Raw genomic sequence first — 23,248 nt, 5'->3', positions numbered from 1 at the left:
GTGAGTTTATGGACAATGGGTTGGAGTTAATTGTTAATTATTAGTAAATTAACGCAGGTTGCTTAGTGCAACACCATATGAAGGACCCGTTATCGGGTGTTTAGGGAAAGAACAAAAGAATAAGAGTAGTCACATGAACGCATTTACAAAACTCGTTGAACATTCCAAAAAAGTGGCAAATTTTGAGCATCTATCTGCCATCATAGATTGGGATCAAGCAGCGGTCATGCCACCTGGTGGCGCTGAAGCACGCTCGAATGCCACGGCAGAGCTTGATGTACATATCCATTCTTTAATGACTCAACCGCACTTGGGAGAGCTTTTCGCTCAGGCAGAAGAAGACACGCTGTCTACAAAAGAAAAATCTATCCTAAGAGAAATGAAGCGTGGGTGGCAGCAAGCTAACTTACTACCAGAATCATTAGTTCAAGCTCAATCTCTTGCTGGCTCCAAATGTGAACATGCATGGCGTACACAACGTGGAGAAAATGACTGGGCTGGTTTTGAAAAGAACTGGGCTGAAGTAGTAAAGCTATCGCAGGAAGAAGCGCAAATTAGAGCCGAAGCAAATGGCACGACTCCTTATGATGCCATGCTCGATGTTTATGAACCTGGCACAACGTCTGCGTCGTTAGACATTCTTTTTGCTGACGTGAAAACCTGGCTTCCTACTTTGATCGATGAAGCGCTTGAAAAACAACAATCAGACAACATCTTATTGCCAACTGCACACTACCCTGCGGAAAAGCAAAAAGCGCTCGGTTTGGAAGTCATGAAGCTACTTCAATTCGATTTTGAACACGGTCGACTTGATGAGAGTACCCACCCATTTTGTGGCGGTGTACCGACAGATGTACGTATTACGACACGTTATAATGAAAACGAGTTTGTCCAATCATTGATGGGGATTGTCCACGAAACTGGCCATGCTCGATACGAGCAAGGGCTACCAAAAGATTTATCAGGAACACCCGCGGGAGAAGCTCGCTCTATGGGTATTCATGAATCACAATCACTCTTCTTTGAAATGCAAATAGGACGAAGCAGCGCGTTTATCGATCACCTCGCTCGACTGGCTTCTAACCATTTTTCTGGTAGTGAATTCGAAAAAGACAATTTAGCCAAAATTTACACTCGCGTAGAAAAAGGCTTTATTCGCGTAGATGCTGACGAACTAACATATCCTGCTCACGTTATTCTTCGATATGAAATTGAGCGAGATCTCATGAACGGCGTCATCAAACATACAGATGTACCAGAACTCTGGAACGAAAAGATGAAAGCGTACTTGGGGCTATCAACCGAAGGAAACTTCAAAAATGGCTGTATGCAAGATATCCATTGGACAGACGGAAGTTTTGGCTATTTCCCGTCCTACACGCTCGGTGCGATGTACGCTGCACAATTTATGGCAGCAATGAAACAAACCGTCGATGTAGATGCGGTTATTCGTTCTGGCGACTTAGCTCCGATATTCAATTGGCTCTCGGAAAACATCTGGAGTAAAGGTAGCTTATTCACCACTGATGAGTTGGTAAAACAAGCCACGGGTGAAACACTGAATGCTAAACACTTTCAAGCTCACCTAAAAGATCGCTACTTATAAAGCGAAAAGAATAGAAAGTAAAAGCCCAAGGTTCGTATGTTCCTTGGGCTTTTTGTAGGCTCTCTATGTGTTATGCCAAGCTAGGGATGAGCCTAGGCTTGTACAAACAGTCCTCACCCTCTGGTCTAGTTTTAAACCGACGATGAAGCCACATATACTGGCTCGGACTTGCCATGATTGATGTTTCAACTATTTGATTCACGAATGCGGCGGCACGTTGATGATCCTCTTTCGGGAAACCTTCGACGGGCGCACTAATGGTTAGGGTATAGTGTCCGTCTTTTCCTCTTACCATCGTAAAAGGCACAATGGCGCAATCTGTAGAATCAACCAACAAACTTGTACCTGTCGTAGTACAAGCATTTTTAACGGCAAATAACGGTGCAAATGTCGAGCGTCGGTTACCATAATCATGGTCCGGTGCATACCAAACCCGCTCACCCGTTTTAAGTGCTTCAAGCATGGCTTTGACGTTTTTACGATCAATCAGTGTACGATTAGAGCGAGAGCGTCCCTTATACTGAAAATAATCAAAGCACGGATTATTGTTTGGGCGATAAACACCGGTTCCAGACTTTTTAATGCCAAAAGCTCGAGCACCTAACTCTAGATTCATTGAGTGTACGGCCAACATTAATGCACCTTTGCCTGACTTCTCTAAAGCCTCTAGATGCTCCATGCCTTTTATCGTGACGTGTTTGTTTACCCGTTTATCTGACCAAAACCATGCCATTGCGGTCTCAAAAAGTGCGATGCCAGTATTGTCGATGTTGTCTTTTAGAATTGCTTCGCGTTGGCATTCTTCCATATGAGGGAAGCAAAGCTCAAGATTGCGTCTGATAGTAACTTGACGTTTTCTCATGATTCGCATAGCTAAACGACCAATGTTGCGTCCCAAAGCTAGTTGAACTTTAAAAGGAAGGAGGCTAAGTAAGTACATCACGCTAATGATAATTAACGTTCCCCAGTAACGAGGCAAAAGAAATTCGGCCTTGAATGCAGGCTTTTTGTATTTGTTCATGTAAGTATTGTCAGATGTGCCCATCTATAAGTGATAAAAACAATGATAATGGACTGCACTTTTATCATTGATAACGCTAATAACATAAATTAAAGCGCGCGGATTCTATGGTTCTTCGACACACTACACAATAAGAACTTTGCAGAAATATGTAGGGAATGAAAAAGCAGTAAAGATGAGTCGCCACGTTAACATCTATCGGAGTGATTTATCTACTGCCCTTTCCTAAAGTTTGAAGAAACATAACTTTGTATTTTCAATGCGCTAAATAATGCCTGTTTTTCAATCACATAATGCGACCGTGATGAATACAACAATAAGACGTCATATCAATACTCGCCATTAGCGATTGAATTTGTACTAAAAAGCCGCAGCAATTTCTCGCTGCGGCTTCTTATTCACTTAACAAGTAGAGTGGCGTTATTCGTGCCCTACTGTTTTGGATAATAAATTTACGATCAACACACCAGCGATGATAAACCCAATACCAACTAGGGCTGGTAAGTCTAGACGCTGTCCGTAAACAAAGTAACCAACCGTCGCAACCAAAACGATCCCAGCACCACTCCATATGGCATAAACAACCCCAACAGGCATTGTTTGCACTGTGACGGAAAGCAAGAAGAAAGCGATGCCGTAACCAATCAAAACAACTGTGCTCGGCATTACTTTCGTAAATTGCTCTGTTTTGGGAATATAAGAAGTGGCAATCACTTCACATACAATCGCGATCGACAGCGCCAACATTGGTGGCATAGAGACAAGCATTTTGAACATAAGGCATTAACGCTCAACAGAAATGTAACCGACAACATGTCCGGATAATTAGGCCGCGCATTATACCCAACTCATCTCACGATGGAATACCACTAACGATGTTTACACACCATCACTTTCGCTTACTTTTTGATGACCAGGTGAAAGGCTGACGTTTTGGTGCTGACGAGAAATTTCAAAGTAGATATGCATATCAATCGGCTCAGGTGTATTGAGTAGCATCTTACCTACTTCACGTTGGAAATGACCATAATTACCTAGCTCATCCGTTAGTTCTAGGAGCTCGTAAGAGGCTTCATCGGCAAACATTCCATACGCATACTGATAATGACTGATATCCTTGCTCTTATCATAACCCAGCTTTTGAAGAGCTTGATCAATCTCTTCCGGCGTATAAATGTCTTTATCACCAAACGAATGCAGTAGCACGCAAGGAACTTCTTGAGCTATGCTCTGAATCTTTGTCTTTCTCTTGAAAATACCGAACATAATGTCCTCCACTGACGATGTTTCCAAATATGCACATTAATGCAAAATGGTGAGCTGATTGTTTTTAGTATGGCTCATTAATTTGAGACTTCCTTACTACGAAGTCACCTTCACATATTAACGTGATCGCATAATTACCAGCAAATAGTACACACTGCGTTTCAAACCTATCTCATCAGAAACTCTGCTTTAGTCACAATTGTGTGACAACCCCGAGTACGGTTTACCATAATGTAAAGAGTAGATTGAAAAGTCGGATTTCGTATCGACATCTAAACTTAATTAAGTTAGCTTTAGAAGTATAGACGTCTAGATTGACTATACTTAGGGAGAGAAAGTCGTGCCAATTAGAATTCCAGATCAATTACCAGCTACCGATGTATTAAGGACAGAAAACATCTTCGTGATGAGTGAAACGCGTGCAGCGAGTCAGGAAATACGTCCTTTAAGAGTGCTGATCCTTAATCTGATGCCAAAAAAAATAGAGACTGAAACTCAGTTTCTGCGTCTACTCTCAAACAGCCCACTACAGGTTAACGTCGAATTACTGCGCATTGATAACCGCCCGAGTAAAAATACGCCAACTGAACATTTAGACACGTTTTATCGCCAATTTGAAATGGTGCGAGATAAAAACTTCGATGGCATGATCATTACTGGGGCTCCATTAGGTTTGGTGCAATTTGAAGATGTCATTTATTGGGATCATCTCAAAACCATCATGGAGTGGGCAAAAGATCATGTGACATCTACTCTTTATGTTTGCTGGGCTGCGCAAGCAGGGTTAAAGCTACTCTACGATCTACCTAAAAAAACGCGTAAAGAAAAACTTTCAGGTGTTTATCATCATCAAATCCATCATCAGTTTCACCCTATCTTACGCGGATTTGATGACACGTTTTTGGCTCCTCACTCGCGTTACGCAGATTTTTCGCCTCACTTTCTAGAAGAGCATACTGACTTAGACATTTTAGCGACATCGGATGTCGCAGGTGTGTACTTGGCCACCACAAAAGACAAACGCAATGTCTTTGTCACAGGACACCCTGAGTATGATTCTCACACCTTACATAATGAATATATCCGAGATTTAAGCGAAGGTATGGAGCCCGCTATTCCTGTCAACTATTACCCAAACAACAACCCAGATAACCCACCAATTGCAAGCTGGAGAAGCCATGGACACCTCCTCTTTTTAAACTGGCTGAACTACTGTGTTTATCAGCAAACACCGTACGACCTCGATCACTTCAGTGAAGATGCTTTCACTAAAGACGATTAGCTTCAAAATAAGCAAACAAAGCACTCATCATTACCGAAATGTAATATGTGAACCAAGCCGCCATATGGCGGCTTTTTCATAACAGTTTGCAAACCTGATCGCATAGTGTTTTTTCCTCAATAGGCTTTTGCTAAGTAATTCATATCATGCAGAAAGATTTAGGGATGTAGGGATAAAGAATGAAAACAGCAAAGCTCGGTGCACTAATATTATTGTCTCAGTTTGCACTCGTGGGTTGCGTGACGGTGAAAGAAGATGGAAGCCCTGTCGTTAAAGCCGATCCTGTGGCAATGGCAGAATCACGTATCGCACTTGGCTTAGGTTATTTAGACGGCGGTAACATGATTCGCGCGCATGATAACTTACAACAAGCCTTAAACCACGCACCTCAATACTATCGCGCGCAATTATCTATGGCTCACTACTACGAAACGGTTGGTGAAGATATTAAAGCCGAACAGATGTATAAACGCTCTCTACGCCAACACACTAAAAACGGAAATGTGCTCAATAACTACGGTACTTTTCTTTGCAAGCGAGGTGACTTCGAAAAAGCCGATCAGATGTTTAATCGAGCCATTGAGCAGCCTTATTACTACCTTATTCCAGCGAGCTATGAGAATGCAGCTTTTTGTGCTCTAAAATCACAAGATAAAGACAAAGCGAGATACTACTTTACTAGAGCTATCGATCATGACCCTCATAGACCAAAATCGATTTTGCAACTCGCTAAAATAGAAATTGATAGCGGTGATTATACTGAAGCTAGAATTCGATTAATGAGATTCAATCAAATGTATGGCGTGAAGAAGCCCTCTTTGCAACTCATGATTCAACTTGAACGTGCAGCAGGCAATGAAGCTCTCGAGAAAAAGTATCAAAAACAATTGGAAAAATTTTCTTAGTACAAAATAGCGATACATAAGGCGCATTAGCTCACAGCCAATACAGCGCTTGACCAAGAATCCAGTGAATTCAGACTCACGGTGATACATTCATCCTGTACATAAACGTCAAATTCGGTACTATTTGAACGGAATAAGTGACCAAGTCACATTATAAAAAGTGCGCACACAACGAAATTTGTACATCATACTGTTTTTAAGATTGATTTCGGCACATTGATAAATACTAAATATTACTGACATGCACCAGAAGGAAGTTGAAGCCGGATGAAACCTGCCTGCACTCTGTTATTACTCACTTTGCTGAGTTCACCTTTTGTCGTCAGTGCACAAGATAATATTGAGAAAACATTCACGTTTGGCATTGTGTCGAATAAAGCCCAAAGCAAAATCAAAAAAGCGACGCCCCTTACCCAGTATGTAACTGAAAATATGGCTGAATATGGTTACGCAAAAGGGGCGGTAAAGGTATTTAAAAATTATCGTCAGCTCGCGGTTGCGCTTGAAAATGGCACCGTTCAAATTGCAACGGCGACCCCCTTTAATGCGATGACCTTAGAAAAGGAGTCTAATAGCCAAGTCCTCGCTATACGATGGAAAAAAGGCCTGCAAAAATATCATACGGTGTTCTTTACTAATAAAGAGAGTGGCATTGAGTCATTTTCTGACCTGCGCGGAAAAACGCTTGTTTTCGAAAAGCGCACGTCTACCAGCAGCTATTACCTACCTGCGATTACATTGCTGAATCACGGAGAAAAACTGCAATACCTTCCCTCTCCTGATGACAAACCGGCCAAAGACAGCATTGGTTATTTATTCCTTGATGAGCAACTCGCTCAGTCAAATGAAATCAACCTATCTGTATGGGTATATAAACAGAGAGTTGCAGCAGGAGCATTCAGTAACTTCAACTGGAACAATCCCAAAGATTTGCCAGAGAACATGAAAGACAAACTAGCGATTTTTTCTCGTTCTGTTGAAATACCCAGGGATTTAATTCTCGCTTCTCCAAGCATGAGCCTAGAGCAACAGCGTAAAATCACGTCAATACTGCTTGATATGGATACAACTCACGAAGGCTCTCTCGCACTTAAAAAGTTTCAGAACACCAAAAAATTTAGCGCGCTTACTCCAGAAATGCGAGCCTCCTTAAGTACAGTGCGCAAGTCAGTTCACTTGTTACCGAAGGTGGATTGATGTTTCAAAAGCTCTCACTCGAAACCAAATACATTTGCTCGACAATGTTCGTTGTCTTGTTTGTTGTGGTGATAAATCTTGCGTTATACATGCACGGTTACGATGCGTATTCAAATAGCTTAACTCAACAAATCACGAACAACTCTCAAGAAAAAACAGAATCTTACGTTAAGCAAAAAGGGTTGGTTTATGCAGAGCTATTATCAAAACAGCTTTTTGATCCACTCTATACAGACAATATCAGTCAAGCGTATGAGCAAATTAAGGCAACATTGAGCCAGCCAGATGTCTCGAAAATACATGTTGTTGACAATGAAGGGCTAATCTTTCACGACGGCACTACTCAGCTAAGGATGTTTGCCCAACCTCATTACCGCTCTCCTTTTATTTTGAAAGCAATAGAAGAATCCAGAACTCTCGTTTCCTTTTCCAAGCATCAGTTGGAGATCGCAGCGCCGATTCAGCAATCAAACATAACTCTTGGGGCGGTATATCTTGAGCTTAACTTGATACATCTACTGGAAGAGAAAGAACAGAACATTGAACAAGTCCAAGCGATTACCTCAAACGATAAACAGAAGATGTTTAACTTGCTGCTAACGATCAGTGGGATATCCGTTCTATTCGGTAGCATCATCGCTTATGCTTTGGGGCGGTCGTTAACTAAGCCACTCAAGCAACTAAAAGATCAATTTTCAGAGTCAAATACCCAAGCGCTGCCAGTCACCGACATACAAAGCAAAGATGAAGTGGGAGAACTTATTTCGGCGTACAACAAAATGTCAAACAAAGTGAACCGATACACCAGCCGAGTTGAGTTCATGGCGTACCACGATATTCTGACTTCCCTGCCAAACCGAGAAAAGTTACTCATTGATATTCAAACGCAAATAACTGACCACAAATCCCCCTCACTCGCGGTTGTGTTTATTGACTTGGATGACTTTAAGCACATTAACGATAACTATGGACATAACATTGGGGATAAATTGCTAGGCCATCTTGCCTCAGAGCTTCAAGGCCGTTTGCCGAGTTATTTTAAGCCGCTTTACCGCCTTTCTACCATCGTAAGTCGAGTAGGTGCGGATGAATTTGTACTGGCCTTTCCGTGCTCGGACAATCATGAAGCTAGAGAAAAAGCGAACGATATTCATCGCCAACTACTCTCTCCCTTTAGTTTGGAAGAGAACGATATTCAAATTACGGCAAGCCTCGGAATTGCTGTGTATCCAGAATTTGGTTCAAACGCTGAGTCTCTTTTACAGCTTTCCTCTCTTGCGGCGCAGGAATCTAAAAGACGCGGTAAAGACATTATGACGATATACGATTCCACGTTTGATGAAACGATTAAACAACGTTTATACATAGAACGAGAACTGCGTCGTTCAGTACGTGACTTGTCTCAATTCGAGCTGTGGTATCAACCACAATTTGATCTAAAAACCTATCGCCTAATTGGGGTCGAAGCATTGGTTAGGTGGAATCATCCCGAGAAAGGCTATATCAGTCCAGAATCGTTTATCCCGATCGCAGAGCAAAGTGATTTAATATTGGAGCTTGGAGAACATATCATTGAGACGGCAATTGCTCAGCGGGCAATGTGGGCAGAACATTTCGGTACGGATTTTCACATCGCATTAAACTTGTCCCCAAGACAAATCTATCGCCAAGATTTAAGTCAATTATTTTCTAAGTATTTACGACGACATGATGTCGCCCCTCAAACCATTCATGTTGAAGTGACAGAGTCACTTTTTATTGATGATACAGAGAAAGCTCAATATGTGCTTAAAAAACTACAAAGTATCGGAGTGGAAGTTTGGCTAGATGACTTTGGTACGGGGTATTCAGCCCTTGCCTACCTACAACATATGGCTTTTGACGGGCTCAAGATTGATCGTTCATTTATCGCTCAAATCCGAAAAAGCGATCAAGACGATTCATTAGTTCGCGCGATTGTATCCATGGCTCACAACCTAAGAATGAAAGTAGTAGCCGAAGGCGTAGAAACTCAAACTCAACTCACACGAATGGAGTCTCTCCACTGTGACGTCGTACAAGGTTTTTTCTTAGGTAGACCTGTACCTGCCGAGGAATTGATTGCATTTGAATACCAACGAGGGAGTGGCGCTCAAAGCGTCAATCACTTTGCTTAGAACGCCGTTTTGTTAACTATTGCCGCTTAGCGCGTTAGTACTCGTAATGCAATATCGGTCACACTTCCCCCACCTCATTAATATGAATTTTCTCTTAAAATCTAACATCTGAGATAAATAAACTACACTTTTCATATCAACTTCTTGGATATGGAAATGCGCGTGGTAGGAATCTTTTCTTGGAACAACCTGTCGGTAAAACAAAAGCTATTTGGGTTGGTTTTGCTGCCAATTTTATTGTTGCTTGTCCTCGCGGGTAAACATGTACAAAGCCTTTCTATCCAGGCTCAGGAACTACAAAAAGCACAGTTATTCTCTGTCTACATAGACCGCGTATCTTCGCTTTATCACCTACCGAATAACCCTGATGTAATAGATAAGCAACTAAAAACTCAGCAGATATCTCAATTGTTACGCGACACTGCAGCACCAGTATTCGGTGAAAACGCTGAGATACTAAACCAGTTGACAAGCTTTGAGGAAGCAACCCTCTCGATGCTCTCTTCGCAAAATCAAGAAGAAAAGTTAGATGCGGCAGAGTGGCGCGCTGATACGTTCAAAGAAATCCTCATGAGATTAGACAAAGTCTATTTTAGAAATGTGAGTTATGAAACAAACACTCACCTTTCTTCTTTGATGCAACTTGAATGGTTGATGTTTTGGTCCACTGAAGAGCATAGATTAAGCGAATATTTGATTCGATCTTCAGAGGAAAATAACGAGTATGACCTCACAACACAGGCTTCTATCCAATCTTTAATCCAGAACCAACAACTATTTCTAGAGCGTTTTGTGACGCTAAATGCCAATCAACAACAAGTAGATCTGCTCATTGAGACGTTTACGGGTGAAGTCTTTATCAAAAGCCAAGAGTTTCGTGCTTATTTATTGCAACCAGCTCAACTCAAATCATTAACCCCGGATGAGATTGATGCGGGGTTATCTGCACTCAACAAACGCTTATCGTTATTACAAAGTGTTGACGACAAAATGGAACAGCAGCTGAGTGATGATATATCAAAGACAATCAACACGACGACACAGCACCGCTTTACCTTTATCGCAATGATGAGCCTTTTAACGCTGTTGGTCGTAAGTTTAACGCTAAGATTGGTGCGAAAAGTTACTGGAAACTTGAATCTAGTCCTCAAATTTCTCAGTAACGAAAGCAATGAACAAAGTAACACTGAAAATTCACCTCTTGCTCAACTAATAAAGGGTAAAGACGAGCTGAGTAAGTTTGCTCGAGAGGTAAAAAAGCTTAGTGATGAGCGGATGTTGTCCAGACTAAAGCTCACACAAGCTAAAGAAGATGCAGAACAAGCAAAAGATGATGCAATTAAGGCGAGTAAAGCCAAAAGTAGCTTTTTGGCCAACATGTCCCACGAGATCCGCACGCCGCTAAATGGCGTTATTGGTATCTCTGAAGTCTTATCCGATACTTCCCTGACTGCCACACAACGCGATTACGTCGATACGATTGAAACCTCCTCCCAACTGCTTTTGAGTTTAATTAATGACGTTCTAGACTTCTCAAAAATTGAATCTGGGATGTTGCTCATTAGCCCACATTCAACTTGTGTTCGAGAGTCTATCTATGACATTGCTTCTATCATTTCACCGAAAGCAAAGGAAAAAGGCATCGATGTGCAAGTCAACATTAGCCGTAACACGCCTTACCACGTAATGTTGGATGACCATCGTATACGCCAAGTTGTCATGAACTTCATGTCTAACGCGGTAAAATTTACCGAACAAGGCAGTGTAGAGCTATCGGTCATCACCCGCGAAATAAAAAATGGTGAAGCGGTCATCGAGTTTTCCGTTAAAGATTCTGGGATTGGTATTGATGCCCAGCAGCAAAAGAAAATATTTGCTCCATTTGCCCAAGAGGATAACTCTACTACCCGACAATTTGGGGGAACTGGACTTGGGCTTGCCATTAGCACGCAATTAGTTGAGCTAATGGGTGGAGAAATTCAACTTGAATCCGAGAAAGGTAAAGGCAGTCGCTTCTTCTTTGAACTAACTGCTCCTGTTGTGACGCAAGAGTTTAACGCTTATCACGCTCTGAATCACAACGACATATGGATTGTATGCAGCAGTACTCAACTAGAACAAAAACTGCGTAACGAGTTAAGTTTTTTCAACATCAATATAACACAGTCAGTAGATACCTTAAGTGCGTTGCCAACGTGGATTGATAACGAGCGCGTTATCGTTATTCATGTAGAAGCATCACCAAATGCAGCGGCGATGCATATCGATGAGATAGAAAGCCTTTGTAAACGAAACATTCGTGTCTGCCTCATCAAGCACCTTCATAGCCCACAATTCGACTTTAGAAACAGTATCAGCGCCTTGGTCACTCAGCCACTACTAGGGCAGCGCTTAATTAAAGCACTTGAAAGTTGTGCGGCAAATTTCTCGCACGCACAACAAGAGAGCACTTCAGCGCAACATGTTAAATCTCTGCCGAAAATTTTAGTCGTTGATGACAATACGGTCAATCAAAAAATCGCGGGGCTACACGTCACAAAAGCTGGCTTCGACTTTGATGTCGCTGTAAACGGACAAGAAGCGGTTGAGAAATTTCAACAGAATCAATACAGCCTAATTTTAATGGACTGCATGATGCCCGTAATGGATGGATTTGAAGCCACCCAAATAATTCGTCAAATAGAAGTAAAAGAAAAACGCGCTTTCAGAATTCCGATTATTGCTCTAACGGCAAGTGTGGTCGATGACGATATACAAAAATGCTTTGACGTTGGAATGGATGACTATGTGCCCAAACCGTTTAAAGCAGGGTTGCTTAAAGAGAAGTTAGATAAGGCAATTGGGTTACGTGTTTCCAACACGACGCCTGCTGAACCACACCAAGAGAACACCACCCCCGATAAAACTCATGAACTACCTGCAAGTTCTGAGCAACCAGAAGCAACGGTAACGCCTATTCGCTCCGAACGCATCTTGCTTGTCGAAGATAATAGAGTGAACCAGAAAGTGGCTTCTCTATTGCTATCTAAAGCAGGCTATCAATTCGAAGTCGCAGAAAACGGACAAATTGCAGTCGAAATGTTCCAAAAAGATGGAAAGTTTGATGTTATTTTGATGGATTGCATGATGCCCATAATGGATGGGTTTGAAGCTTCTAGGCAAATTAGAGCTTATGAAGCGAGTAAAGGATTAGCTAAGACGCCCATTATCGCATTAACAGCAAGCGTCGTTGATGATGATATTCAACGCTGCTTTGATTCAGGAATGGATGCCTACGTACCAAAGCCTGTGCGCAAAGAAAAACTGTTGTATCAAATTGAACAAGCAATGTAGGTGGATTCTATGAGTAGAAATCATTCTCGCGTTGCTTTTCCTTTGCGTTACATAAAACGCTATCTGTTTATTCTGATTGTCCTTCTTTCATTAAATTGCCAAGCTCTCGCTGCAGAAAGCTACGCCGTTTTCTCATTTAATGACGAATTCTCTCCGCTCACTGTAAATAAAGCGCGAAAGTTGTACAGAGGGAAGACGCAACTTTTACAAGGCCAGCGAATTGAACTCTCTGACTGGCCTGCGACATCAACAGAAAGAGCTGAGTTCTATCGTTATCTTCTCAACAAAAATTTAGCGCAAATGAACGCGCATTGGGCAAGCTTGTCTTTTTCTGGTAAAGCTAGACCGCCAAAAGTGATTGCACGCTCCAGCATTGATGACCTCATAGCATGGATGCAAGAGAAGCCGAATAGAATTGGTTATGCCCCAACATCGAGCGTCCCTAGTAATGCTCATGTTTTATGTGTGGTTAGCTCGGAGAATTGATATGAAAAAATATTTAACCATGTTATCGCTGAGTATCGCGACCTTTCCGAGCTCAGCCACGATTGAACTAACAGAACAACTTTCTTTAAGTGGTTTTGGCTCTACGTCGTGGGCAAAATCCGATAACCCAACTACGTTACTAGTTAACCGCTTTATTGGCGATGAATCTTGTTTCGATTGCGATACCACATTCGGCATGCAGCTCGATTATTTTCACAAGGCATTTCGGGCATCCGCACAAGTCGTAAAGCGCCCGCAAGACCATTGGAGCTCGCCTCAGCTCGAGTGGGCGTATTTGGCTTATACCTATCAAAACATAGAAATACGAGGAGGACGCTTAAGACTGCCACTGTTTTTGATGTCTGAGTACAACTATGTCGGCCACGCTTTTACCCAAGCCCGCCCACCGAATGAGGTATATGACAGCATTCTAGGTATCACGGCTTATAACGGCCTATCTGCACGCTGGATTCATGACCTCAATGAGCAAGTCGTACTTACCGCCATGCCGTTTGTCGGGTTTAAAGACAATAGTGACGTAACCATCAATGAACGTACTGAATTGGAAATTGAGTCAAACAATACTGCAGGGATGAACTTAACGCTAAGCGGAGAGAGCTATCGTTGGAATTTTTCCTACCTCCACGGCGATTATGATCAAACAACGACGCTCTCTAACATTGAGCAGTCCACTCCCGGTGGCGGAACCACAATCATTGACCGTCTAGTTGAAACAGAAAAAAACAACACGATCGATCTGTTTTCTCTAGGGTTAAGATACGAGCTCGATAACATTGTGATTATGGCAGAAGGACAGACCAGCAATCTTTCCTCATCTTGGTACGCGACAACAAGTTATAATGTAAACAAGCTGACTCCTTATATTGTTTACGGTCAGCAGTTTAATAGTCGGGATAAAAAAAGTGGAGACAGTTTCTTACTCGGGTTGAGATACGACCTAGATTACAACGTTTCCCTGAACGCAGAATGGCAAAGGTTCAACGCCTACAATAATAGCTCTGGCGCGTTTTCATCAGCCCCAAAGGATGACAGTGCGAGCCTTTATACGCTAATGCTCAACTTCGTTTTTTAATGTTTCTTACAGTACCAATTTCCACAACACTGGGGGCTGTTGTATTAAGAAGGCTTTTTGCAACACGTAACTAAACGCTAAACGACTGGAAGGGATAGAATCGATCAGATAGGTAAGTGGCAATCCAAACAGAGACAAAGGTTACTCTATTTCGGTTTGTTTTGATTGCCTTTTAACCGCTTTTCTTTGCGTCGCAGTGCCCGGAAAAACTTTGACTCTTCGTGGTACCAACCAAGGACACTAATTGGGAAGCCCACGAGCATCATAATAAAAACATCCGCAGGGAGTTGTTCCCAAATGTCGCTTAAAGAATGCAGCTCTCCAAAAATGAACAAACCGATGACTTTACCAAGCAGTAATGCACAACAAATCATAAAGAAGGACTTTAATATATAGTGCCATTTGCCTTTTTTACGCTCTTCTCTCCAATAGGCATATTTATATTGTCGGTCGTACATTCATCCCCCTAAAGTAAACTTGCCGTAAGTTTAAGTATCTCGATAGCGTAAAGTGCGTTGGCACCTCTTTAATCATAGTGCGTATCTAAAGTGAATGCTTGTCGTGGCAATAAGAAGGAGAGGTATTATGTAGTAAGAGCTACATAATCTCTGAACGTTATATGTCTTGTATCATTCGGATGATGCCTGATTTTGCTTATCGCTAGTGTTTTCTGAACACCCAAATCGGGCCGATGAGTAGAAACTGTAAATCCTCAAAAAACGACGGTTTTTTACCTTCAATCTTGTGACCGATAAATTGCAATATCCACAATACGCCAAACAAAAGCATAGAAATATGCAGAACGGGCAACATCAATACCTCTAGAGACCAAATAAGTCCAATGCACGCTAATGTGTAGCCGATCATCATCATGAATACGCTCAGAGACAAACGAAAATAGAAAACCCAAGTGGGGATCACCGCTACCCAAACCCAATTAAGTTCGAAGCCTAATAATGAAATCTGGGGAATCGACCAAATAAGTCCAACCACAGAAAGGTAAATACCTGGAACTGCGATTGTGTGAATCTTTTGGTTGATAGGGTTTTGGTGACTCTCCCCGTATTCTTTTAGCCATTCAGATAATGCTCGCATATCATTCCCCTTTTCCACCTTCTTATTCTTATATAGCCCGAGGATGAAAAAGGTGCGAATTTTTCCGTAAAGGCTAGGAGCAACGAGCGACAAAACAACAGAGGCCAGTGCGTTGCCGATTACTCACCAAGCAACGCTCGTTGTGCTTTCGGCAGCTTGGCAACGACAAGAGCATAAGAGCGTTCACACAAGTCTTGAATCAACCCATCCTCGACATCACCGTTAAAATAAACCGTTATCCAATGACGCTTATTTAAGTGATAACCCGGGATAATATCCGTAAACTGCGACGTTAAGACTTCTCCATCTTCTGGTTTTACTTTTACGCTGACATACTCCCGACCGTTTCTCTCTGCAATGATGGCAAACATCTTGCCTTTGATTTTGTATACAAGCGCTTCAGGCCCAAATGGGAAATCGCTTTCTGCACACATGAAGGTACTTAAGTATTGTTCTAGTTCTTTGCTTTTCATATCCCCTACCTCCTTCTGCGTTCTCATTCAAATTGTGGCAATAGCAATTTTAACGCCTGGTTAACCTGCGCTTTTTCATTGCCTTCTAAACCATGCAATAACGATTGCTGAACGTCTACATGCTCCAAAATTAGCTTGTCAATTAAGGTTAAGCCTTGCTCTGTTAGTTCAACGGTGACGCTACGTCGGTCTTCTTTACTATGGGTTCTGGTAATAAACCCTTTCTTCTCTAGTTTATCTAAGCGATTAGTCATCGCACCCGAAGTGAGCATCATCGACTCTATTAACGCTGAGGGAGTAAGACAATATGGTGAACCAGCTCGACGCAGTGTCGCTAACACATCAAATTCACCCATTTTAAGATCGTACTTCTTATGTAGCTCGGCGACCCTAGATTCCATGTGTTTTGCAATTCGCATTAGTCGACCCATTATTGCCATCGGTTCAGTGTCGAGGTCTGGCTTCTCCCTAGCCCACTGCTCTACCACTCTATCAATTGCATCCATTATTTCTCTCCAAACATCATATATTTTTTATTTTAACATAAAGATACTTTACAAAAAGCCACCTTGCCGATATCGTTACATTTAATTATCTCTACATAAAGATATTTAACATGAACATTTTACTTGCGATGATTCCTGCCTTTTTTTGGGGGACGACTTACGCTGTTACTCAGTTTACTCTACCGGACTGGCCTCCCGTTTTACTTGGCGCTCTAAGGGCACTGCCTGCGGGTCTTTTGTTGCTGGCAATAAAGCCCTCGTTTCCAAAAAGAAGTGAGTGGAAAGTGCTGCTTGTTTTAGGAACCATCAACATCGCTTGCTTCTTTGGTCTCATTTTTGTCATGGCGTTGACGCTTCCTTCTGCCATCTCTGGTGTTGGTATGGTTTCGGTCCCCGTTTTTGCGATGCTGTTTGGTTGGGCGGTCTACAAACGTCAGCCTAGTGGCATTCAAGCGATAAGCGGCGCAACTTTGATTGCTTTAGCTTGGTTCTTATTTGATCCTAGCTCTATTTCTCTCGAACCCGTGGGCTTACTTGCGATGATCTCCGCCATTATGTGCATCGTGATAGGAAGTAGCGTAACAAAGTCACTAGGTACAAAAATGCACTGGTGGACAGTGCTAACATGGCAGCTCATTTTGGGTGGCGTGATTATGTCTATCGCAACAAGTGTGCTGGCGATAAACAATCCAGAGCCATATGTTACGGTCGTTCAGGACGTATCCATGACGAATATTCTAGGGTTACTGTGGGTAATTATTCTGAACACCGCATTAGGGTATGGCATGTATGTATGGTTATTGCAGCGGATGTCGGTCGTAGATTTTACCTTTGGTGGTATTGCAAACCCAGTCGCAGGCATTGTTTCGGGCCTACTGCTATTGGGGGAAACGTTCACTCCTCTGCAATACAGCTTAATGCTAGGAATGATCGTAATGTCATTACTACCTCAGCTCATTACGTCGATCAAAGCGAAAAGAGCCGCACTCTCCTCCTAAGTAACGTTAATTCCTAACACTCTAGAAGTAATGAGAGTGTTAGGAATCCTCAAGTGTGACCCCATCAGCAGAAATCAGCGCTAACCTAGGCAACTGACACCTTTAAAACGGTACGTTTTGACGTTATGGCTGTTAAGCGCTTGCAAGGTTAGTCAGGGGCTCTGGTTTAGCGTAAACATAACCTTGAATAAGGTAAATCGCATGCTGAGCCAGGTATTCGACTTGAGCCTGGCTCTCTACACCTTCTGCAATCATCTCACATTCCGCTTTGTTCGCTGCAGACACAATTGAGTCCAGCACTTTCAACTTTTGATCGTCAGATCCTATTGGATCAATGAACATCTTATCCACTTTTACACACCGGATGCCCAAATCTTGTAGGTAAGAAAAGCCACCATATCCGGTACCAAAATCGTCAATTTTGAACTTGTAGCCTTTATTCGTTAAATACAAAATCTCTTTTTTCGCGGCCTCAGTGTCTTTTACTGGTATTCTCTCGGTCAACTCAAAATGAATTCTATTCGAGATTGGCCAATTTAACTCCGACAGCAACTTCGTTAATACGCCTGACTCTAAATGGGAGGAAACAATATTGATGCTGACCCACGTATGCTCGGGCAAGTCACTTAAGTCTTGTATGATTTTACGAATAAGCTGATTGGTCATCGGGATAATCAGGCCACTTTCTTCTGCAGCACCAATAAACATATTTGGTGGCACCATTCCATCACGTCGCGACCATCGAATCAGAGCTTCATATCCTACTGTCTTACCATCGCGACTATCGACAATCGCCTGGTAGTAAGGAATAAATTCTGTATTACTAATCCCATTTTCAATTAGACCTGTAATGGATTTTCTCAAGCTTTTACCAGATATGTATGAAAATGCAGTCACAAGACCAGCAAGCACACTTACAAGGCCGCCCCACAAAAGTACTCTTTCCTGAGCATAATTTTTAAGTTTTTCACCGCTGTATATCTTTATGAGCATGTTGGCTTGAGAATCTCCTGAAAAGAAAAACTCTTTTGATAGTGCGTTTTCTTCTCCTGCAATATTCGCTTTGCCACGGCTTATCGTTAAATCACCAAATATTGGTTCATCATACTTAAACTCTACAAATAGGCAGTCTTTGCAAGGCGTTTTTATTACCTCGTTAACCCAACTGTTATCAAGCACCCAGAAGACTTCAACGTGTTCATTATCATAAATGACCATCCACTCTATTTGGTCATTCTGTTGCGGCAAAATAAGTGATGCGGAAAAGTTTTCATCCATCTGAAATCGTTCACTACTAGATGGGCGAGACACTTCACTACCAACCGTGGAACACGTTTTTCCGCCTTCTGTGGTCATCGCAATAAAACGAATGTAACGGTTATAAAAACGTGGGTCGCGTAAAGTTCTTACATCACTATCACTACAAGTAAAATCTAACTGAGCAATCTGCTTCACTATTGCTCCGTCCAAATAGGCAGACCTTTGATTTAAATATTCTACGTAAGCATCTATTTTCGACGCTTTTACCGAGTTGACGTAAAAGTTGGTTATCGAATGAAAGGCCACTACAAATATGGCGATGGGAACTAAGCCGAGTAAAGTGGCATACCTTGTATTCTTTGTTATCAAAGTTCGTCCTGCTAATCTGTCAAGCAACCTAAGTGGGATATGAATACTATCTCATTTTTATAGTCCAAAAAGTGAGGAATGACGCTCAATAAAATTATAGACTCAAGTGGCTTTCAGATGTCGGGATTTAGAATGCGAGCACCAAACCACATTCGAGGAGAACAAAGTAGCGACTAAGTGGAAAGTAAGGACGAACCCAATTGTTAAGTCATCCGTAATAAAAGTGACAACTTGGAGCTTGAGCAATACTTTTTAGATAGGCAGCAGATACGCTAAAAAACAAAAAGGAAACGATTGATGCCAACCGCTTCCTTGATTTGTTATTGCTATTTAAAAGCGCGTGAATTACGCCACTTCAAGAATCACTTTTTCCAACTTATCTAGGCCTTCATTTAGCACGTCAGATTCGATGGTCAGTGGAGGTAACAGACGAATCACGTTCGCTTTTACTCCACAAGAAAGCAGGATAAGGCCGTTTTCTTGCGCTTTAGAAATCACCGCTTTAGTCATCTCTTGCAGTGGTTTACCTGATTCTGGGTCAGTAAATTCAATCGCCATCATCGCACCTGTAGTACGGATTTCACCGATAGCAGGCACTGACTGTTGCAGTTTAGTCATACGAGCATTGACCACTTCACCGATGCCCATTGCTTTAGCACACAAGTCTTCTTCTTCGATGATTTTCAGTACTTCAAGACCAGCAACACAACCGAGTGGAGAGCCCGCGTAAGTGCCACCTAAACCACCCGGCAGCGCAGAGTCCATCACATCCGCTTTCCCAACCACCGCTGAGATTGGGAAACCACCAGCAATGCCTTTCGCCATTGTCATTAGATCGGGTTCAATGCCTAGGTGCTCCGTCGCAAACATTTTACCGGTACGGGCAAAACCCGTTTGGATCTCATCCGCAATCAGCATGATACCGTGCTTGTCACACAGCTGACGCAAGCCTTGTGCAAACGCTTCAGGTGCTTTGTAGAAGCCGCCCTCACCTTGTACTGGCTCGAAGATGATCGCCGCAACACGTGATGGTTCAATATCACAAGCAAATAAATCGTCGATCGCTTGTAAGCTTTGCTCAACGCTGATGCCGTGAAACGCATTTGGGTAAGGCGCGTGGTAGATTTCGTTCGGGAAAGGACCAAAGCCCGCTTTGTACGGCGCAACTTTACCAGTTAACCCCATCGTCATGTTTGTGCGACCGTGAAAGCCGCCTTTAAACGCTATCACGCCGCTACGGCCTGTATGAGCGCGTGCCACTTTTACGGCATTTTCGACCGCCTCGGCGCCAGTGGTTAGAAAGATCGCTTTCTTCTTAGTCTCACCTGGTACAAGTTCTGTCAGCTTTTCAGCCAGCTCTACGAATGACGCGTATGGCGTAACCATCGCACACGTGTGTGAGAAATTGTCCAGCTGAGCTTTTACCGCTTCGCTAATGCGCTTGTGAGAATGCCCGGTGTTAGTTACCGCGATACCCGCTGCAAAGTCTATGTATTTGTTGCCTTCGATATCCCATACGTAAGCGTTTTCTGCTTTCTCTACGTAAAGTGGGTACAGTGCGCCCATGCCTTGAGCGATAACTTGGCTTCTTCTTTCGTGCAGTTGTTGGTTTGTCATTGTTTTGTCCTTAATTAGTTGCCGCCAAAGCAGAGATATTTCACGTCCATATATTCATCGATACCTTGTTTTGCTCCTTCGCGTCCGATGCCGGACTGCTTAACACCGCCGAAAGGAGCGACTTCAGTAGAAATCATGCCTTCGTTAATGCCAACCATGCCATATTCGAGCGCTTCTGCGATTTTCCAAACACGGTGGATGTTTTGGCTGTAGAAGTACGACGCAAGACCGTAAATGGTGTCGTTCGCCATTTCGATCAGCTGTGCGTCACTGTCAAAACGAATCACTGGCGCGACAGGGCCAAAGATTTCCTCGGAGACAATCTTCATGTCGTGAGTAACGTCTTTGAGAACCACTGGCTGCATAAATAGACCATCGAGCTTTTTAAGTTCTGAAACCGGCTTCGCGCCTTGCTCGATAGCACCATCAATAAGCGTCTGAATGCCTTGCTTCGCTGACTCGCTGATCACTGGACCAATGTTGACCCCCTCTTCCAATCCGTTACCAACTTTGAGCTGCTGAACCGCAGCGTCAAACTTAGCAACGAACTCGACATACACTTTGCTGTGTACGTAGAAACGGTTCGCACAAACACACGTTTGGCCTGCGTTACGGAACTTCGACGCCATCGCACCCGCCACGGCTGCATCAATGTCGGCATCATCGAATACGATAAACGGCGCGTTGCCACCGAGCTCCATTGAGGTACGTTTAATGTCCGCCGCGCTTTGCTGCATCAGCACACTACCAACTTGGGTAGAGCCAGTGAAAGACAACTTACGAATCAACGGATGCGAAGTGAAGATAGCACCGACCTGACGGGAGTTTTCCCCCAATACCACTTGCAGCACATCGCGAGGGATACCCGCTTGATAGGCAAGCTCTGCGACCGCAAACGCAGACAGCGGCGTAGATTCAGATGGTTTTACGACAAAGCTACAGCCTGCCGCTAAAGCTGGACCTGCTTTGCGCGTGATCATCGCAATTGGGAAGTTCCACGGTGTAATCGCACAGGCGACACCAATTGGCTGTTTGATGGTCACCAAACGCTTGTCTGCACTTGGGGCAGGAATCGTCTCACCGTAGGTACGTTTCGCTTCTTCAGCAAACCATTCGATAAAGCTCGCACCGTAAAGCACTTCACCTTGAGCTTCCGCTAGCGGCTTACCTTGCTCTAACGTCATCAAACGGCCAAGGTCGGCTTTGTTTTCTAACAGAAGTTGGAACCAACGATTGAGCATGCCAGCACGCATTTTTGCTGGCAGTGCCGCCCACTCTTTCTGCGCCACACTGGCACGTTCAATGCCATTTAAAATGTCGTTTTCGGTTGAGACTGGTGCGTACCCGAGGAGTTCTCCGGTCGCCGGATTAGTCACTGCAATGCCCTGTTGTGGATTCGCTACCATAAACGAAACAAGGCTTTGGTTTTGTATCTGTTGCATGGTCATTCCTTTTGACAACTCATCATCGCCGCTAAGCCAGCGGCGAGTTTATGTTTAAGCAGGGATCTGCTGCGTAATACAGTGAATGTTCCCTCCGCCGAGTAGAACCTCTCTCGACGGTATCGCGATGATTTGGTATTCCGGCATCGCGTTTTGCAAAATATCGATCGCCATAGCGTCGGTCTCTTCGTCCAGCATCGGCAAGAACACATGCTCGTTGACGATAAGAAAGTTGGCATAAGAGGCACTTAGGCGTTCGCCAGCTTGTCGACTCATTCCTGAACTGGCGTCAATGCCATTGGCTTCACGCTCGCTGTAATGCAACGGACCCGGTAATGGCAAACGGACAATTTCAATCTCGCGCCCTCTCGCATCGTGCTGAGATTTCAGTACTTGTTCCGCTTGACGAGATAACGCGTATTGCGGATCGCTTGGGTCATCGGTCCAACTTAGTACCACTTTACCCGGGGCGATAACGTGCATCAGGTTGTCGATATGGCCGTCTGTTTCGTCATTGAATAAACCATTTGGCAACCAAATGACTTTTTCGATACCGAGGTACGCCTTTAACTGCTCTTCGATTTGCGCTTTGCTCAACTGCGGATTACGTCCTGGGCTGAGTAAGCACTCCTCTGTGGTGTAAAGGGTGCCTTCACCATCGGTGTGAATCGCCCCACCTTCAAGTACAAACGGTGCGCGGTAATAATCAATACCGATGATGTCGCACACCGAGCCAGCGACAAGATCGTCCTGCTGCCAGTTATCGTAAAGCCCGTTGTATTCGCCGCCCCACGCGTTAAATTGCCAACTAATCCCACGGCGCTCACCCGCCTGATTCACAAGCACGGTCGGCCCAATATCGCGCATCCACGCATCGTTAAATGGGATTTCCACCAAACGTACGTCTGAATGGAGCATTTGACGCGCTCGGTCAAAGTTGTGCGAGCATACCGCCACGCACACCTTGGTCACTTCCGCGATTAAGTTCGCGATTCTGGCAAAGGTTTCTTGCGCGGGTAATGCGTCATCACGCCAATTGTCTTTCCTTTCTGGCCACGCTAGCCAAACTTCACTAACCGGCTGAAACTCAGCCGGAAAATAGAAGCCATCGTGCGCTGGTGTTGTCGATAACTTCATTTTAAC

General features: G+C 43.5%; 20 protein-coding genes. 9 read left to right on the top strand and 11 right to left on the bottom strand.

Annotated features, from left to right (window positions below; genetic code table 11):
* Nucleotides 1-133: 133 nt before the first annotated feature.
* On the top strand, nucleotides 134-1,606 hold the full coding sequence (locus R7Q41_RS05550) for a carboxypeptidase M32 (RefSeq protein WP_017820931.1): 1,473 nt from the start codon (nucleotides 134-136) through the stop codon (nucleotides 1,604-1,606).
* Between the two features lie 70 nt (nucleotides 1,607-1,676).
* On the opposite strand, the gene R7Q41_RS05545 is transcribed toward R7Q41_RS05550, so the two are convergent.
* From R7Q41_RS05545 to R7Q41_RS05535, 3 genes are all read right to left on the bottom strand, one after another.
* The gene (locus tag R7Q41_RS05545) at nucleotides 1,677-2,627 is read right to left on the bottom strand and encodes an LpxL/LpxP family Kdo(2)-lipid IV(A) lauroyl/palmitoleoyl acyltransferase (protein WP_054576479.1); all 951 of its coding nucleotides are present in this window, start codon (nucleotides 2,625-2,627) and stop codon (nucleotides 1,677-1,679) included.
* Between the two features lie 420 nt (nucleotides 2,628-3,047).
* Nucleotides 3,048-3,383: a DMT family transporter gene (locus R7Q41_RS05540; RefSeq protein ID WP_069593657.1), complete on the bottom strand. Its 336-nt coding sequence runs from the start codon at nucleotides 3,381-3,383 to the stop codon at nucleotides 3,048-3,050.
* A gap of 123 nt (nucleotides 3,384-3,506) precedes the next feature.
* Complete coding sequence (locus tag R7Q41_RS05535; RefSeq protein ID WP_005377791.1) at nucleotides 3,507-3,893, bottom strand: DUF6559 family protein; 387 nt, start codon at nucleotides 3,891-3,893, stop codon at nucleotides 3,507-3,509.
* A 340-nt stretch (nucleotides 3,894-4,233) separates the two neighbouring features.
* Here R7Q41_RS05535 and metA point away from each other — a divergent pair, with 340 nt between their 5' ends.
* The 7 genes from metA (at nucleotide 4,234) to R7Q41_RS05500 (ending at nucleotide 14,345) form a co-directional block, all read left to right on the top strand.
* Nucleotides 4,234-5,175 carry a homoserine O-acetyltransferase MetA gene (metA, locus tag R7Q41_RS05530; RefSeq protein WP_005377792.1) on the top strand — a complete coding sequence of 314 codons (942 nt, stop codon included), beginning with the start codon at nucleotides 4,234-4,236 and terminating at the stop codon, nucleotides 5,173-5,175.
* Nucleotides 5,176-5,354: 179 nt separating this feature from the next.
* The gene (gene pilW / locus R7Q41_RS05525; protein ID WP_017820928.1) at nucleotides 5,355-6,080 is read left to right on the top strand and encodes a type IV pilus biogenesis/stability protein PilW; all 726 of its coding nucleotides are present in this window, start codon (nucleotides 5,355-5,357) and stop codon (nucleotides 6,078-6,080) included.
* Between the two features lie 267 nt (nucleotides 6,081-6,347).
* On the top strand, nucleotides 6,348-7,277 hold the full coding sequence (locus R7Q41_RS05520; protein WP_033905206.1) for a phosphate/phosphite/phosphonate ABC transporter substrate-binding protein: 930 nt from the start codon (nucleotides 6,348-6,350) through the stop codon (nucleotides 7,275-7,277).
* The gene (locus R7Q41_RS05515; protein ID WP_025766724.1) at nucleotides 7,277-9,433 is read left to right on the top strand and encodes a GGDEF domain-containing phosphodiesterase; all 2,157 of its coding nucleotides are present in this window, start codon (nucleotides 7,277-7,279) and stop codon (nucleotides 9,431-9,433) included. Before R7Q41_RS05520 ends, R7Q41_RS05515 begins: the two co-directional genes overlap by 1 nt.
* Before the next feature lie 156 nt (nucleotides 9,434-9,589).
* Nucleotides 9,590-12,766, top strand: a complete 3,177-nt coding sequence (locus tag R7Q41_RS05510) for a response regulator (protein ID WP_318144404.1) — start codon at nucleotides 9,590-9,592, stop codon at nucleotides 12,764-12,766.
* Between the two features lie 9 nt (nucleotides 12,767-12,775).
* Nucleotides 12,776-13,252: a hypothetical protein gene (locus tag R7Q41_RS05505; RefSeq protein WP_025766726.1), complete on the top strand. Its 477-nt coding sequence runs from the start codon at nucleotides 12,776-12,778 to the stop codon at nucleotides 13,250-13,252.
* 1 nt (nucleotide 13,253) lies between these two features.
* Nucleotides 13,254-14,345 carry a hypothetical protein gene (locus R7Q41_RS05500; RefSeq protein WP_025766727.1) on the top strand — a complete coding sequence of 364 codons (1,092 nt, stop codon included), beginning with the start codon at nucleotides 13,254-13,256 and terminating at the stop codon, nucleotides 14,343-14,345.
* A 146-nt stretch (nucleotides 14,346-14,491) separates the two neighbouring features.
* Here the strand turns inward: R7Q41_RS05500 and R7Q41_RS05495 are convergent, their stop codons facing one another.
* From R7Q41_RS05495 to R7Q41_RS05480, 4 genes are all read right to left on the bottom strand, one after another.
* Nucleotides 14,492-14,803 (bottom strand): hypothetical protein, encoded by a 312-nt coding sequence (locus R7Q41_RS05495; RefSeq protein ID WP_005377799.1) that lies wholly within the window; start codon nucleotides 14,801-14,803, stop codon nucleotides 14,492-14,494.
* 202 nt (nucleotides 14,804-15,005) lie between these two features.
* On the bottom strand, nucleotides 15,006-15,440 hold the full coding sequence (locus R7Q41_RS05490; RefSeq protein WP_005377800.1) for a DUF962 domain-containing protein: 435 nt from the start codon (nucleotides 15,438-15,440) through the stop codon (nucleotides 15,006-15,008).
* Nucleotides 15,441-15,559: 119 nt separating this feature from the next.
* Nucleotides 15,560-15,913, bottom strand: a complete 354-nt coding sequence (locus R7Q41_RS05485; RefSeq protein ID WP_017633985.1) for an MmcQ/YjbR family DNA-binding protein — start codon at nucleotides 15,911-15,913, stop codon at nucleotides 15,560-15,562.
* 23 nt (nucleotides 15,914-15,936) lie between these two features.
* Nucleotides 15,937-16,419: a MarR family winged helix-turn-helix transcriptional regulator gene (locus R7Q41_RS05480; RefSeq protein WP_053350391.1), complete on the bottom strand. Its 483-nt coding sequence runs from the start codon at nucleotides 16,417-16,419 to the stop codon at nucleotides 15,937-15,939.
* A 110-nt stretch (nucleotides 16,420-16,529) separates the two neighbouring features.
* On the opposite strand from R7Q41_RS05480, the gene R7Q41_RS05475 reads away from it, so the two are divergent.
* On the top strand, nucleotides 16,530-17,417 hold the full coding sequence (locus tag R7Q41_RS05475; protein WP_042522534.1) for a DMT family transporter: 888 nt from the start codon (nucleotides 16,530-16,532) through the stop codon (nucleotides 17,415-17,417).
* A 132-nt stretch (nucleotides 17,418-17,549) separates the two neighbouring features.
* Here R7Q41_RS05475 and R7Q41_RS05470 read toward each other — a convergent pair whose 3' ends face one another.
* From R7Q41_RS05470 to aguA, 4 genes are all read right to left on the bottom strand, one after another.
* Nucleotides 17,550-19,046, bottom strand: coding sequence for an EAL domain-containing protein (locus R7Q41_RS05470; protein ID WP_318108024.1), 1,497 nt, complete (start codon nucleotides 19,044-19,046; stop codon nucleotides 17,550-17,552).
* Between the two features lie 345 nt (nucleotides 19,047-19,391).
* Nucleotides 19,392-20,663, bottom strand: coding sequence for a 4-aminobutyrate--2-oxoglutarate transaminase (gabT, locus tag R7Q41_RS05465; RefSeq protein ID WP_005377805.1), 1,272 nt, complete (start codon nucleotides 20,661-20,663; stop codon nucleotides 19,392-19,394).
* A gap of 14 nt (nucleotides 20,664-20,677) precedes the next feature.
* Nucleotides 20,678-22,105: an NAD-dependent succinate-semialdehyde dehydrogenase gene (locus R7Q41_RS05460; RefSeq protein ID WP_005377806.1), complete on the bottom strand. Its 1,428-nt coding sequence runs from the start codon at nucleotides 22,103-22,105 to the stop codon at nucleotides 20,678-20,680.
* A gap of 54 nt (nucleotides 22,106-22,159) precedes the next feature.
* Nucleotides 22,160-23,242, bottom strand: coding sequence for an agmatine deiminase (gene aguA, locus R7Q41_RS05455; protein WP_318144403.1), 1,083 nt, complete (start codon nucleotides 23,240-23,242; stop codon nucleotides 22,160-22,162).
* Nucleotides 23,243-23,248: the final 6 nt, after the last annotated feature.

Origin of the sequence: Vibrio sp. 2096, from assembly GCF_033339595.1 — a bacterium.
In the GTDB taxonomy this organism is placed as follows: domain Bacteria; phylum Pseudomonadota; class Gammaproteobacteria; order Enterobacterales; family Vibrionaceae; genus Vibrio; species Vibrio alginolyticus.
The sequence above is the reverse complement of the archived record's forward strand: the minus strand, read 5'-3'. Positions and strand labels throughout refer to the sequence as shown.